A 13,695-nucleotide genomic window follows, 5' to 3' on the forward strand; every position below is an offset into this window, starting at 1 on the left:
GGTGGCCGCCGGGCGCCGCGGTGGCTGGCGCCGGGCGGCAGCCTGCTGTTCGAGACGAGCGGGCGGCAGGTGCCGTCGGCCGTCGGGATCGTCACCCGGGCGGGGCTGGTGCCGGAGGTGGCCGTCTGCGAGGAGCTGGACGCCACCGTGGTCGTCGCGACCCGGCCGCCCACCGGTTCACCCGGCCGGACCCGGTAGCCGGGCGGTGCGGACGCCTCGGCCGACGGGATCCCGTCAGCCGAGGCGGGCGGGTTCCTACCGGGGGACGATCGGGAGGGTGATGCAGGAGTCCGGGAAGACCTTCTGGTGCTGGAGGACCAGATCGGCCTCGGTGGCCTCGGCGGCAGGGCGGCCGGTTCCGGGGTTGCGGTCGAAGCGGGGGAAGTTGGAGCTGGAGACCTCCACCCGGATGCGGTGACCGGCCTTGAAGACCTGGCTGGTGGCGACCAGGTCGATCTCGAACGTGCCGGAGGACTCCCACACCCGGACGATGCCGTCGGTCACGCTCATCGCCCGCCCATCGGGGTGGACGTCCACCAGCTTGGCCGTCCAGTCGGTGGCGGCCGCCGAGGTCTCACCGTGCAGGGTCACCGTGACCGGTCCGGTCACCTCGACGTCGGCGGTCAGGACCTCGGTGGTGTAGCAGAGCACGTCCGGGCGGAGCTCCACGTCACGCTGGTCCTGCGGGCCGACGTTGGTGGCGTCGGGCAGCAGGAGCGGGCCGCCGACCGTGGGGACCGGGTCGCGCGGATCGAAGGTGAACACGGCCGGTTCCGCGGTGGCGGGAGGCGCGGTGGACAGCAGCCCGTCGGAGTGGAAGTGGTAGCGGGTCTCGACGGCGCGGGCCAGGGGCCAGGCCTCCTCGTCCCGCCAGACGTCGTCGCCCATCACGAAGATCTTCACGGCGGGGCCGGTGTCCTCGCCCCGCAGGAAGGCCAGCTGCCGCTGCTCCAGCCCGATCGCCTGCGCGGAGGCGGAGAAGCCGAAGTCCAGCCGGCCGGTGCCGGTCGCGCCCAGCGCCGTGTGGGACCAGGGGCCGATGACCAGCGGCCCGCCCAGGCGGCGGTGGTTCTCCAGCGTCCCGGCGAGGAACAGGTCGAACCAGCCCGCCACGTGCATGACCGGCACCTCGATCCGGTCGTGCCGCAGGGTCTCGGCCAGGTGCTCCCAGTAGGCGTCGCGCTCCGGGTGCGAGACCCAGTCGCGCCACCACGGGATGCCCGGGACGTCGCCCACCGGGAGGGTGCGGGTCGCGGCGGCCTGGTCGCCCAGGACCGGCAGCAGCTCGCCGAGCCCGGCACGGGTGTCCTCGCCCGCCTCCATGCCGTGCGTCAGCCCGAGCATCGCCTGCATCGCGCCCCAGCCCAGGGCGGAGCCCAGCGCGAACGCCCCGCCGTGGTACTTCAGCCCGTCATGGAAGTCGTGCGGCGTCACCGCGGCGACCACGGCCTTCAGCCCCGGCGGGCGCGTCGCGGCCGCCTGCAGCGCGCATCCGGCCAGGTAGGACATGCCGCTCATCACGACCTCGCCGTTCGACCAGGGCTGCGCGGTGATCCAGGCGATCGTGTCGTTGCCGTCGGCGCCCTCGTCCAGCCACGGCCGGAACTCGCCGTCACTGCTCCCGCGCCCCCGGCAGTGCTGCAGCACCACCGCGAACCCGGCCTCCAGCGCGGGGATCAGCGGGACCGCCCGGAAGCTGCCCGCGCCGTACGGCGTGCGCACCAGCAGGGTGGGGAACGGCCCGCCCTCGGCCCGCCGGTGGACGTCGCCGCGCAGGACCGTGCCGTCGCGCATCGGCATGGGGGCGTCGTGCTCGGCGGTGATCGCCAGCGGGGTGCGGTCGAGCTTCGGCATGGGGCTCCTCGGGCAGGGGCAGGGGCCGGCTGCGGGGGTCAGGCGTCCTGGGCGTCGAGCGCGGCGACGAGCTTCTTGGGGGCCACGGCCCGGTAGCTCTCCTCGACCCAGTCGAGCAGCACCTCGGTCTCCGGCGGCGTCCCTGTCAGCGGGACCGTCACCCACCCGGACCTGCCGAGCCCGTAGCCCGAGGGCCGGACGCCGTCGAGGGCCAGGGCGTGGCCGTGCGACTCGGGCAGCTTCACCCCGGCGCTCGGACTCCACTTGTCGGTCGGCTCCTCGACGCCGAGGAAGAGGAAGATCTTCTTGTTGACCTTGACGACGGTCTCGCCCCAGGGGTGGTCCTCGTAGGCCTCCGGGAACCGGAGGGCGAACTCGCGCAGCGTCTCGCGGACTTCACGCCATTTCTCCATGCCGGCCATTGTGGGCGCCGGGTCCGACGTTTTCCCGCCATCCGGCGAGCACCCGGTCGATGTCCGTCCGGATCCGGTCGCGGGCCTCGGCGCGCGGCACGCCCGCCATCAGCAGCCGGTCGTAGTCCGTGTCGAGGTGCCGCACCGAGGCGACCACGGCCAGCGTGACGGCGTTCGCGTCGAGGAGCTTGGCGGCGGCCGTACGCCCCACCCGGCCGCTGCCCCGCTCCGCCGCGTGCCGGGCGATCTGTTCGGCCCGCTCCGGCGGGCAGCCGGGGAACAGGCGGACGATCTCCTCGGCCATCCCGGCCTGGAAGCGCAGGTCCTCGTCCGTCCTGCGCTCGCGGTCGCGCTCGCGGCGGCGGAGCCGTACCTCCTCGTCGGCCAGGCACTGCTCCTCGGCCCGCGCCAGCGCGGCCTCCTCCACGAGGACGCCCAGCCGCTCGTACCGCTTGCGCCGGGCGTTGAAGCGGACCACGACGGCGGCCAGCCCGCTCTCCTTCTTGGCCCGGCGGCTGAGCGCCGCGTTCCCCGCGGGGAGGAGGACCAGGTGGTCCAGGTCCGCGCAGGTCAGGCAGTGGGGCTCGGCGTCCTCCATGATCAGGTACGGTCCGGTGCCGCGGCAGTCGGCGCACTCCCACGGCCGCGTGGCCTCGACCACCGTCAGGTCGGGCGCCTCGGCCTGCCGCTCGGCGAGCCGCTTGCGCCGGGCCTCGCTCATGTCCGGTGAGATCCAGTGGACCCGGAACGGGCCGTCGTCGCCGGAGGCGGTGAACCGGAGCTCGGCGCGGTCGCGGGCGGCCGATAGGTAGGGGGTCTCGCCGGGGGTGAGGCCCCGTTCCCCGGCCCACCGGGCCAGGACCGCCACCGCGTCGGCCATCCGCGCGCCGTCCACGGCCGCGAGCTCCTCCAGCGACGCCGCCCGGCCCTGCCGCCAGACGTCCACGTGCCGGGCGTGCAGCCAGCCCGCCCCGGTCAGCACGTCGATCGCCGTCACGTACTTGCGCTGCGCCAGCGCGGCCTCCGCCGCCGCCACGATCCGCCGTTCGTACTTCGCCACCGTCCAAGCCTGCCGTACGGCACGGCCCGGCCGGTCCGGAAGCGGCCGTTCCGGACCGGCCGCTTCCGGAGGACCGGGTCAGAAGTACCAGGGGAAGGGGCTCCAGTCGGGGTCGCGCTTCTCCAGGAAGGAGTCGCGGCCCTCGACCGCCTCCTCGGTCATGTAGGCCAGCCGGGTGGCCTCCCCGGCGAAGAGCTGCTGGCCGACCATGCCGTCGTCGGCCAGGTTGAAGGCGTACTTCAGCATGCGCTGGGCCATCGGGCTCTTGCCGTTGACCTTCCGGGCCCACTCCAGCGCGGTCCGCTCCAGCTCCGCGTGCGGCACGACGGCGTTGACCATGCCCATCCGGTGGGCGTCCTCGGCGCTGTAGGCGTCGCCGAGGAAGAAGATCTCGCGGGCGAACTTCTGGCCCACCTGGCGGGCGAGGTAGGCGGAGCCGTACCCGCCGTCGAAGCTGGCCACGTCGGCGTCGGTCTGCTTGAAGCGGGCGTGCTCCCGGCTGGCGAGGGTCAGGTCGGACACGACGTGCAGGCTGTGCCCGCCGCCCGCGGCCCAGCCCGGCACCACGCAGATGACGACCTTCGGCATGAAGCGGATCAGCCGCTGGACCTCCAGGATGTGCAGGCGCCCGGCCCGCGCCGGGTCGACCTGCCCGCCCTCGGCGTACTTGTAGCCGTCGCGTCCGCGGATGCGCTGGTCACCGCCCGAGCAGAACGCCCACCCGCCGTCCTTCGGCGAGGGCCCGTTCCCGGTGAGCAGCACGCAGCCGACGTCGGAGCTCATCCGGGCGTGGTCGAAGGCGCGGTAGAGCTCGTCCACCGTCTGCGGGCGGAACGCGTTGCGCACCTCGGGCCGGTCGAAGGCGATCCGCACCGTCCCCTGGTCCACGGCCCGGTGGTAGGTGATGTCGGTGAAGTCGAAGCCCTCGACCTCTCGCCACGCCTGCGGGTCGAACAACTCGGAGACCATGCTCGTCACCTCTCCCGGCCCGGTGCGCCGGCGGTTGGGGGAACCGGTTAGTAGGGAAGAGCGTAGGGCGTGAAGCCCGAGGCCATGAAAGGCGCCTTGAACTTCGCGTAGGCGACCGTCGCGACGTCCCCGTCGGAGGTGTAGCGCTCACTGGGGTTGGCCTTCAGCCAGTCCAGCCAGGCGGTGGAGCAGAAGCGGGCGCAGTCGTCCTTCTTGATCTTGTCCATGGAGCGGATGCGCGGCAGGTTCACCGGGTCGAAGTCCTTGCTGAAGGGCGAGGGCCCGGGGGTGTACCCGGCGCGGAAGACGCCGCCGTAGTCGTAGGAGACGTTCCCCGCGCTCCCCTTGAGGGCCCACGTCTTGGTGCTCGGCTGGTTGCCGTACGGCAGTGCCAGCGTCACCGGCTCGGTGCCGGTCAGCTTGGTGATCAGCTCGTGGCCCTTGGCGATCTCGGTCATCGCCTCCTTCTTCGGCTTGCCGAGGAGGTTGCGGTGGCCGTAGGTGTGGTTGCCGATGTCGAAGCCGTTCTCCCGGAGCCAGGTGAGCATCTGCGTCTGCTCCTCCGGCGTGGTCTTGCCGAACAGGTCGCGTGTCACGTAGAAGGTGGCCGTCGGCCGGAACCCCGGATGCCTCTTCGCGACCTCCTGCAGGATGGCGACGGCGGTGTTCGGCATGGGCGCGCCCGTCCCGTCCAGGGTGAGCTGCGCCGGGGACGCGTCGTCGAAGGTGAGGACGACCGGGTACTTGCCGGCGGGGACGCCGATGCGCCCGCGGACGTACTCGGCGGCGGTGATCGGGACGTAACCCTCCACGGCCAGTCGCTCCAGCTCCTTGCGGAACTGCTCGGGGGTGCGGTCGTCCGGGGCCGTGGGCTTGTCCACCACCCGGTGGTACATCAGGACGGGGACCTGGCCCAGTTCGTTGGCCTTGACCTTGGCGGCCCTGGCCGCCTTCTCCTTGCGGACGGCGGCCTGGTCGGTCTTGCCCCCCTGGCCCTTGGCGGCGGCGCCGATCTTCTTCTCCGGCTCGTCCTCCCACGGCATGCACCCGGTCAGCGCGGCACACGCCAGCGCGGCGGCCAGGCCTGCCGCGCCTACCCTACGACTGCTCATCAGATCTCCCCGGAAAGGTGGAACAGGTGCGATGGGGGGTGGCCGGCCGCCCCTGCGAGGCAAGGGCGGCGGCGCCCGGCACTATCGCGCGCCGGCGGCGAGCGGCTGCTCGTCCCGGTTCTTCAGGATGGGCGCGGCGGTGACCTCGATCCGCTGGGCGTTCGGGTCGATCGGGTCGAGGTGGCCGCCGTGCTGGTCGTGGCGGTCGGCGTCCGGGTCGTCGAACCAGACACCGCCCTCGGCCAGGTAGCGGAAGGAGATGCCCCGGTGCGCGGGGACGGTGACGGTCACCTGGTAGGTCCCGTCGTCGCCGCGGCGCATCGGGTGGGCGTACGGGTTCCAGTCGTTGAAGTCCCCGACGAGGGAGACCTTGCCGCGGACCTGGTCGGCCGGCAGGGTGAAAATGAGCTTGACCTGCCCGTTCTTGGCGGGCTTACCACGCTTGATCACTGAATGTCCTCCTGAACTCGTTGCCTCATGGCCGCTGCCGCGGCGACGGGGGCGCGAGGCGCCCCGTCCGCGTGTGCGCCCGTTCATGCGGGTCGCATGCGGGTCGCACTGTCCACGCGGATCGCGATGGAAGCGTCGTGGTGGAAGCGGAGATCCGTCCGGCTAACTGGTACAGACCATGAGAATCTCTACTTCTGGTCCCCATCGGGCGATACGGACACACTGCGTGTTGTGCAGGATTTACGACCACATGCCGCTATCCCGACGGTGAGGCCGGGAATCCGGCCGGAAAACGGGGCGATTCCATCCGAGTGATTCCGTCGCGTCCCGTCACACTCCGTCAATGATCCGCCCGCGAGCCGGTTGGCGGTCCCCGGACGATCCTGTCGGCGGGCCATCGGTGGCTCCCTTACATACCGACCGTTTAGTATGTTGGTCCCGCTCCGACGAAGGGTCGGCGGGTCGGCGTATCGGTGAAGGAGCTCACGTTGGATGCCGGAGAGGTCCGCGAGGAGGACGCGTTCGACGTCGCCGCCCTGCACGCCTGGCTGACCGGCCGGGTGGAGGGTCTGGGCGGGCCTCCGGAGGTGCGGCAGTTCAGGGGCGGCGTGTCGAACCTGACGTACCTGCTCCGCTACGACGGCCGGGACCTGGTCATGCGCCGCCCGCCGCGCGGGCACAAGGCGGCCTCCGCGCACGACATGCGGCGCGAGTTCACGGTGCAGCAGCGGCTGCGGCCCCACTTCGGCGCGGTCCCGGAGATGCTGGCCTTCTGCGAGGACCCGGCGGTGCTGGGCGGCGAGTTCTACGTGATGGAGCACCTGGAGGGGACGGTGCTGCGCCGCGAGCTCCCGGCCGGGATGACGCTCGGCCGGGACGAGGCCCGGGCGCTCGGCCACACCGTGGTCGACACCCTGGCGGACCTGCACGCGGTGGACCCGGAGGCGGCCGGGCTCGGCGAGCTGGGCCGGGGACCGGGCTACGTGCGGCGGCAGGTCGAGGGCTGGTCGCGGCGCTACCGCGGCGCGCTGACCGACGACGTGCCCGACGGCGAGGCCGTGATGGCCTGGCTGGCCGAGCACCGGCCCGCCGACACCGCCCTGCGGCTGATCCACAACGACTGGAAGCTCGACAACCTGATCCTGGACGTGGACGGGCCGCTGCGGGTCGTGGGCGTCCTGGACTGGGAGATGGCGACCGTCGGCGACCCGCTGATGGAGCTGGGCTCGGCCATGGCCTACTGGATCACCGCGGGCGACGACGAGCTCTTCGCCCTGCTGCGCCGCCAGCCCACGCACCTGCCCGGCATGCCCACCCGCGAGCAGTTCGTGGAGCGCTACCTGTCCCGGACGGGCCTGCCGATGGGACGCTGGGACTTCTACGAGGTCTTCGGCCTGTTCCGGCTGGCGGTGATCACCCAGCAGATCTGGTTCCGCTACCGCGCGGGCCAGACCACCAACCCGGCGTTCGCGCCGTTCGGCGACGCGGTGCGCATCCTGATCGCCCGCGCCTCGGACCTGGCCGGAGTACGGTCGCCCGGCTGAACCCGCCGGGACGGCTCGCGGAGGGCCGTCCGGGTCCTCCGCGAGCCGGTCTCCGGCCCGGGCGGAGCGGTGACCCGGCGGCACCCGGGGTGCGACTGCCGACGGGAGAGCGGTGCACCGGCGAGGGTCCCGAGCCGGTACGGCCGGGCCGGTGACGTCCGCGTCGACGGCTTCACCTGCGGCCCCGGACTCACTTCCCCTGCGGAGGAGCCTCGATCGGCTCCTTCTCCTCCACGAACAGGCCGGGCTCCTGGGGAAGGTCCTCGACCTCGATGACCGACTCCTCCGGCGGCGCTTCGACGGTCACCCGGGAGCCCCAGCCGGTGAAGCGCAGGTCGGAACTGAGTCCCAGCACGTAGCCGTCGTTCGTCCGCTGGGAGACCCGGGTGGTCAGGCGGGTGACCCTGCCCCTGTCGTCGAACCAGAGCGCCCAGGCGACCTTCTCACCCTTCTCGCCGCGGCTTATCGGCACGCCGAAGGGCCAGCCGGGGATCCTGGCGGAGTAAATGGTGCCCTTGGCGCTGCGCGGGCCGGCGGAGGAGGCGGTGGCGAGCAGCGCCTTCAGGGCGCCCGGCTCGAAGAGGTCGACCGTGTTGTCCATGGGACTGGACTCGAACCACCGGCTGCGCACCCATTTCTTGCCCAGCGGCAGCTTGCCGATCAGCTCACCGCCCGAGGTGTAGTTCCCATCTTTGACTCTGATGAGCAGGGACGGGAAGTCGGGGAGGAAGTCCTCTCCCAGGACCTCGGCGGCGGCCGGAAAGTGAACCGTGGTGCTCTCGTCCGTTTCCACCGATCCGCCCTTGCGGAATCCGGTGACCCGCTCGGTTCGGACGGTGCCGAGGTGCCTGCCATCGGCCGACATCCGGGTGACCATGGAGACGGTGACGCCTCTGCCGGGCACGACCTGGGCGCGGAGCGCCTGGACCGGGTCGGGGGCGGCGGCGTGGGCGGGGAGCGGGGTGAGCAGGACGAAGCTCACGACGAGACCGGCGGTGGCCCTTTTCATGTGATTTCCTTCGGAACCTGGAGGGGGAGGAAATCCTTTCAATCCAAGATCACGATGCCGTCTCGGATCCGGGCACGACCCGCGGAAGCCGGCCGGGCGCTTCGCGGGCCCGGCCGGAGGGGCGGGTCTCAGGCGATCCAGGGCGGGGTGATCCGCTCGGCGTCTTTCAGGGTCACCGGCTCGTGCAACCGGAGGCAGCCCGGCCACGGTTCGGTCTGATGGCGGAACTACGCCCTGATGTTGCGGCGGACATAGGATCCGAAAGTCGATCCGGAACACGGCAGCCGCATTCCCGTCGCTCTCAGGGCGTCCACGATGTTGCCGGCGGCTACTTCATTGAGTTTTCCGTCGCGGCATGCGCGGGCGAGAAGCCATACGGTTCCGTGGACTTCCAGGCCATGTGCCCTGCCCACCGCCACGGCTTCCCGATCGTCGGTGACGGCGATCCCCTGAGACAGTTCGGCCGCGGAGAACACACTGGCTTCCCCTAGATTGCGCTCGGAGGATCCGATGCGCTGCACCCATTTCGCGAAGCACCTGATCTCATCCAGCGAGTCGAGCTTCGCCAGACCGAGCCAATCCGTTTCCAGCACGGTCCGAAGGGCCGGATGCGCCTGCACGCCGGCACGTATCTCCTCCCGGACCACGTGGGTGGTCAGGCAGGTGGTGCCCATCAGGAGATCGCGCAGCACATCCAGACGTTCCGCGCGAGCGAAATGGTTGAGGCACATCGCGTCGAACACCAGGGCGGGGGTGAGTCCGGTGCCGCTCAAAGCTCGAGTTCCGTGTCGTCGTGGAGTGGGAGGTCGGCTGCCACGATCTGGCCCCGCATGAGCTCGACGGCGCGAGACATGGTTATGAGTGACTTCTTGAAGGATTCCACCACCGCATGCGCGTATCCCGGAGGCACTCGGACCGCTTCCAGATCAGGCTGAGGTGCCCATCCGACCGCTTCCATCAATTCCGCGCGGGTAGGGTTCCTTCGACGCATTTCTCTCGCGACGTTCTTGTCGAGGGCTTCGGCTTCGACGGCTTGGCGAACGGTCAACGACCATGAGGTTCTAAAACGTGCAGCGAGAACCAGCAGATCCTCTCGTCCTGCTGTGCCGTCCGGGCAGGTGAAACCTCTGAAGGCTTCGGCCGGAAGAAGAAGTTCCGCCGCGAAGGCATCAATGACGGCTTCTCTTCCATCGCGGGAAACATGGACGCCTATATCAGTGGAGTACTCGTCACCGACGATCAGATGACCCAGCTCATGAGCCGCGGTCGCGCGGCGGCGCCCAGGATCGCCCTGCCTGCTGACGACCGCCACGGCGAGGTCGTCCTCGACCAACGAAGCGCCTTCACCCGGTGCGTCGACCACTGCGACCAGTTGCCCCAGCCGTTCGCACACACTCATGAGTGAATCGATGGGCTCGAATCCCAGACCGAGCCGATTCCTGACCCAAAGGGCCGCGTGACGGGCACTCGACGCGTCCTGAACCGTGCCCGGGTATCGATCGATCTCCGGGGGTGAGAATTCACCGATCTCCATGAGCTGCCGGATGTCGGCCAACCATGTGGAAAGGGCGATTTCCAGGCGGTAGGACTGCCGGGTCGCATCGGTCACCGTGTCATCGGCCAGTTCTGTGCGACGGGACACGACCGACGGCGGCGAGCTGAGGAAGTAACCCAGGGGAACCTTGAGCACTGATGCCAGCTTGGCGAGTTCGAGCGCGTCAACCCGGCGAACGCCCCGCTCGATCTTGGCGATCATCGTTCGGTCGAGTCGCAAGGCCGCTGCGAGCTGCTCCTGTGACATGCCGGCTGCCATACGGCACTCGCGCACACGCTCGCCTACGTCTGCCCACTCCTCGGGTTCCTTCATAGTGCGATAATCGCACACCTGTGGCGGCCGAGAGGGGCCTTCGGCTGATCATGGGCAATCGTTTAACGCTTCGGCTGCTCCCTGACGGTGTAGATGCCTCTCCCTTGCGAGGAGACGCTGATCGTGACCGCCGGGCCATCTCCTGGAGCGAACTCCTGATCAGGCATGCTCGTGCGACCATCTTGCTGCGTGAAGCGGTGATGGGCCGGGGGTTCGGGGTCGAGACCGGCCGGGCGCTTCGCGGGCCCGGCCGGAGGGGCGGGTCTCAGGCGATCCAGGGCGGGGTGATCCGCTCGGCGTCCTTCGGGGCCAGCTCGCACGCGTCCTCGGGTGAGACGCCGCCGGGGTTGTACGCGCGGCCGCCCGGGAGCGCGGTGACGATCGCGATGAAGCCGTCCCGGGCGTCGGCGAAGACCTGCCGGGGCAGGTCGGCGGGCATGACGACGGTGTCGCCGGCGGTCAGGCCGATCTTCTCTCCGGCCAGGTCGACGGTGGCCCCGCCCTCCAGCAGGGTCCAGATCTGCTCGGTTTCGAAGGCGTGGAGCGGGCCTTCCTTGCCGGGCGCCATGTCCACCCGCCAGAGGGCCTGCCCGGCGCCGCCCAGGGTGGGCGAGGCGAAGGTGGTCATGACGGCGTTGGGGGTGGCGCTGCGGCGGGCCTCGGCGGCACGGATGACAGACATCGCTGTGGTCTCCTAAGATGGTCAACGTTGTTGTCCATATAGTCAATCAGGTTGTCTATCGTGTCAAGCGACCCGCCCGGCTTCGAGCTCCCGCTCCGGCTGTTCCTCGGCTTCCGCGTCCTCATCGACGAGCTCCACGCCGAGCTCGCCCGCCAGGGCCATCCCGAGATGCGGCCCATGCACGGGTTCGCGCTCCAGGCGATCATGCGCGGCGGCGACACCGCCGTGGAGCTCGGCCGTACGATGGGCGTCTCCAAGCAGGCGGCGGGCAAGACGATCGAGACGCTGGAGCGCCTCGGCTACGTCGAGCGCACCGTCGACCCCCGCGACACGCGGCGCAAGATCGTACGGCTCACCGCGCGCGGCGCCGACTCACTGGAGCGCTCGGCCCGCATCTTCGACGACCTGCGCCGCCGCTGGTCCGACCAGATCGGCGAGGAGCGGCTCCGCGCCCTGGAGGCCGACCTGCGCAAGGTGACGCCGCCGGACGTCTTCCGCCTCGACGTGCCGGGCTGGTTCGGCGGCCAGTGACCCACTGGCGCGATCCGGCGGCGCAGCCGGGTCCTCGTCAGAAGGGCTGCATCTGATCGATGACCTTCGCCGCGATCTCTATGATCGCCTCAACCTTGACCATGTCGGCCCGGACGTCGTCGGCGCTGAAGGGCGGCGAGCCCAGACGCGGATACTCCGCTTCGTTGCGCCGTCGGCGCATCCTGTCGAAGGGGCGCAGACTCTGACCCAGCGGCGGATCGAGCTGGGCGCTGACCGCCTCGTAGACCGCGAGGTGCCCGCCCCGGCTACTGGCCCGGAGTCCTTGGTTCTCCAACACGGCGGCCAATGCTTTGCGCGCCGCGTCGTAGAGCAGCTGATAGGCGCCGATCGGATCCGATTCCATCGCGAGGCGGGCCGTGGCCACGTGCTTTCCGGCCTGAGTGAGCAACTCGTCGGCCTGCGGGCGACTCGCCGCGACTTTCTCTATCTCGCCACGGCCGATCATGCCCTCGAGGGCGGCACGTCCCTGCTCCCACCTCACCGGCCGTTCTCCTTGTCGAGCTTGAGCCGCACCATCGGCCGGGATCTGACCGTTTCCAGAAACGGATCACCGGTCGAGGACTCCCAGTCATCACGGCTCAGCCGGCGTATGTTCACTTCTCTGCCGAGTCGCCGCTCCGCGGCCCTGGCGGCATCGTAGAGATCGTCTTCGTCGGCCGCACCGATGACCAGGACGTCCACATCGTTCGGCACCCTGCCCGGTTCACCCGAGTACCGTGCGGCCCAGGAGCCGTAGACGTATGCCTCTTCGACCGCGCCGACCTCGGACAGCTGCTCACCGAGCACGGCCACCGGCCCGTACGTCAGCGCGAGCAACTCGGTCAGCGGCCGGGCCACGAGAATGTCGGTGTCCGCGCGGATCATCCGCAGGTTGCCGATTCTTCGCGTGACGACCAGGCCGGCCGCAGCGAGACGGTCGACTTCACGGGTCACGGTCGAGGCCGACACCTCGAATCGCTTCGCCAGCTCGATCTGCGCGTACTCCTCGCCGGGGTGGAGGAAGAGCCAGGCCAGAAGCTCTCCCTGAAAGGGCGAGCGCAGCAGCGGAAGCAATACCGAGGGTGGCTGTTTCATAAACTGAAACATAGCTTGCGGCTTACGCAAGCCCTAGCTCTCACGTCCTGGAATCGGCAACAACGCCTCAGGAGTTCGGGCGCGGGTCAGGCCGAGTCGCGGACCACGAGGGTGGTGGGCAGTATGACCGGGTTCTCCGGCCGCTCGCCGTCGATGAGGGCGAGCAGCAGCCGTACGGTCTCCTCCGCCACCCGGGCCAGCGGCTGCCGGACCGTGGTGAGCGGGGGGTGGGTGGTGGCGGCCACCGAGGAGTCGTCGAAGCCGCCCACCGCCACGTCCTCGGGGACCCGCCGCCCGGCCGCCCGGAGCGTGGACAGCGCTCCGGCGGCCATCAGGTCGGAGGCGACGAAGACGGCGTCGAGGTCGGGCACGCGCTCCAGGAGCCGGGCCATCGCGCTCTCCCCGCTCAGCTGGGTCCAGTCGCCGTGCTCGATCAGCCGCTTCGAGGCCTTGCGGCCCAGGACGTCGGCGAAGCCCTCCAGCCGCTGGATGCCGCCGGGCGTGTCCATCGGCCCGGTGATGGTCGCGATCCTCCTGCGCCCCTGCTCGACCAGGTGGCGGGTCATCTGCCGGGCGCCCTCGCGGTCGTCGGCCGCCGCGTAGGGGATCACGTTCTCCAGGCCGACGACCGCGCCCTGCGCGACGGCCGGGACCGCGGTGTCCACCAGCGCCTCGACCATCCGGTCGCCCGCGTGGGTGGAGAGCAGGAACACGCCGTCGGCGTGGCCGCCCCGCACGTAGCGGATCACCCGGTCGCGGTCGCCGTCGTCCCCGGCCACCATCATGACCAGCGACATGTCCCGCTCGGCCAGCAGGCGCACGGCGGTGCGGATCGCCACGCTGTAGTTGGGGTCCTCGAACAGCTTCTCGTGCGGCTCGGAGAGCACCATCACGACCGAGCCGGTGCGCTGGGTGACCAGGCTGCGGGCGTTGCGGTTGACGACGTAGCCGGTCTCGGCGATGGCCCGCTCGATCGCCACCCGGGCGGTGGTGCTGACGTACCGGTCGCCGTTGAGCAACCGGGACACCGTGCCCCGGGACACTCCCGCCGCCGCCGCGACGTCGTGGATGGTCGGGCGCTTCATGCCCCCATTGTTCCGCCCCGCGGG

General features: G+C 70.6%; 15 protein-coding genes and 1 pseudogene. 3 read left to right on the forward strand and 13 right to left on the reverse strand.

The window, feature by feature from the left end:
• Window positions 1-198: pseudogene (locus ACWJ6R_RS03155) on the forward strand (hypothetical protein); the annotation flags it as partial.
• A 57-nt stretch (window positions 199-255) separates the two neighbouring features.
• Here the strand turns inward: ACWJ6R_RS03155 and ACWJ6R_RS03160 are convergent.
• The 6 genes from ACWJ6R_RS03160 to ACWJ6R_RS03185 all read right to left on the reverse strand — a co-directional run bounded on the left by ACWJ6R_RS03160 (window position 256) and on the right by ACWJ6R_RS03185 (window position 5,858).
• Complete coding sequence (locus tag ACWJ6R_RS03160; protein ID WP_449060736.1) at window positions 256-1,854, reverse strand: CocE/NonD family hydrolase; 1,599 nt, start codon at window positions 1,852-1,854, stop codon at window positions 256-258.
• Between the two features lie 38 nt (window positions 1,855-1,892).
• Window positions 1,893-2,267: an MmcQ/YjbR family DNA-binding protein gene (locus tag ACWJ6R_RS03165; RefSeq protein WP_449060737.1), complete on the reverse strand. Its 375-nt coding sequence runs from the start codon at window positions 2,265-2,267 to the stop codon at window positions 1,893-1,895.
• The gene (locus ACWJ6R_RS03170) at window positions 2,251-3,327 is read right to left on the reverse strand and encodes a DUF2293 domain-containing protein (protein ID WP_449060738.1); all 1,077 of its coding nucleotides are present in this window, start codon (window positions 3,325-3,327) and stop codon (window positions 2,251-2,253) included. The genes ACWJ6R_RS03165 and ACWJ6R_RS03170 overlap by 17 nt, the downstream gene beginning before the upstream one ends.
• Before the next feature lie 78 nt (window positions 3,328-3,405).
• Window positions 3,406-4,296 (reverse strand): 1,4-dihydroxy-2-naphthoyl-CoA synthase, encoded by an 891-nt coding sequence (locus tag ACWJ6R_RS03175; protein ID WP_449060739.1) that lies wholly within the window; start codon window positions 4,294-4,296, stop codon window positions 3,406-3,408.
• A gap of 47 nt (window positions 4,297-4,343) precedes the next feature.
• Window positions 4,344-5,408, reverse strand: a complete 1,065-nt coding sequence (locus ACWJ6R_RS03180; protein WP_449060740.1) for a polysaccharide deacetylase family protein — start codon at window positions 5,406-5,408, stop codon at window positions 4,344-4,346.
• Window positions 5,409-5,489: 81 nt separating this feature from the next.
• Window positions 5,490-5,858, reverse strand: a complete 369-nt coding sequence (locus tag ACWJ6R_RS03185) for an isoamylase early set domain-containing protein (protein WP_449060741.1) — start codon at window positions 5,856-5,858, stop codon at window positions 5,490-5,492.
• A 488-nt stretch (window positions 5,859-6,346) separates the two neighbouring features.
• Between ACWJ6R_RS03185 and ACWJ6R_RS03190 the strand changes: the two genes are divergently transcribed.
• Window positions 6,347-7,402 carry a phosphotransferase family protein gene (locus ACWJ6R_RS03190; RefSeq protein ID WP_449060742.1) on the forward strand — a complete coding sequence of 352 codons (1,056 nt, stop codon included), beginning with the start codon at window positions 6,347-6,349 and terminating at the stop codon, window positions 7,400-7,402.
• 190 nt (window positions 7,403-7,592) lie between these two features.
• Here ACWJ6R_RS03190 and ACWJ6R_RS03195 read toward each other — a convergent pair whose 3' ends face one another.
• From ACWJ6R_RS03195 to ACWJ6R_RS03210, 4 genes are all read right to left on the reverse strand, one after another.
• Entirely contained in the window at window positions 7,593-8,411 is an 819-nt protein-coding gene (locus ACWJ6R_RS03195; RefSeq protein ID WP_449060743.1) for a hypothetical protein, read from the reverse strand.
• Between the two features lie 227 nt (window positions 8,412-8,638).
• Complete coding sequence (locus ACWJ6R_RS03200) at window positions 8,639-9,154, reverse strand: hypothetical protein (RefSeq protein ID WP_449060744.1); 516 nt, start codon at window positions 9,152-9,154, stop codon at window positions 8,639-8,641.
• A 26-nt stretch (window positions 9,155-9,180) separates the two neighbouring features.
• Window positions 9,181-10,278, reverse strand: a complete 1,098-nt coding sequence (locus tag ACWJ6R_RS03205) for a helix-turn-helix domain-containing protein (protein ID WP_449060745.1) — start codon at window positions 10,276-10,278, stop codon at window positions 9,181-9,183.
• Window positions 10,279-10,543: 265 nt separating this feature from the next.
• Complete coding sequence (locus ACWJ6R_RS03210) at window positions 10,544-10,960, reverse strand: cupin domain-containing protein (protein WP_449060746.1); 417 nt, start codon at window positions 10,958-10,960, stop codon at window positions 10,544-10,546.
• Window positions 10,961-11,020: 60 nt separating this feature from the next.
• Between ACWJ6R_RS03210 and ACWJ6R_RS03215 the strand changes: the two genes are divergently transcribed.
• Window positions 11,021-11,491 carry a MarR family winged helix-turn-helix transcriptional regulator gene (locus tag ACWJ6R_RS03215; protein WP_449060763.1) on the forward strand — a complete coding sequence of 157 codons (471 nt, stop codon included), beginning with the start codon at window positions 11,021-11,023 and terminating at the stop codon, window positions 11,489-11,491.
• 37 nt (window positions 11,492-11,528) lie between these two features.
• Here the strand turns inward: ACWJ6R_RS03215 and ACWJ6R_RS03220 are convergent, their stop codons facing one another.
• The 3 genes from ACWJ6R_RS03220 to ACWJ6R_RS03230 all read right to left on the reverse strand — a co-directional run bounded on the left by ACWJ6R_RS03220 (window position 11,529) and on the right by ACWJ6R_RS03230 (window position 13,671).
• Window positions 11,529-11,993: a hypothetical protein gene (locus ACWJ6R_RS03220; RefSeq protein WP_449060747.1), complete on the reverse strand. Its 465-nt coding sequence runs from the start codon at window positions 11,991-11,993 to the stop codon at window positions 11,529-11,531.
• Window positions 11,990-12,586, reverse strand: a complete 597-nt coding sequence (locus ACWJ6R_RS03225) for a MarR family transcriptional regulator (RefSeq protein WP_449060748.1) — start codon at window positions 12,584-12,586, stop codon at window positions 11,990-11,992. The genes ACWJ6R_RS03220 and ACWJ6R_RS03225 overlap by 4 nt, the downstream gene beginning before the upstream one ends.
• An 86-nt stretch (window positions 12,587-12,672) precedes the next feature.
• Window positions 12,673-13,671, reverse strand: a complete 999-nt coding sequence (locus ACWJ6R_RS03230; protein ID WP_449060749.1) for a LacI family DNA-binding transcriptional regulator — start codon at window positions 13,669-13,671, stop codon at window positions 12,673-12,675.
• Window positions 13,672-13,695 lie beyond the last annotated feature (24 nt).

It is taken from the genome of Planomonospora algeriensis, from assembly GCF_977012225.1.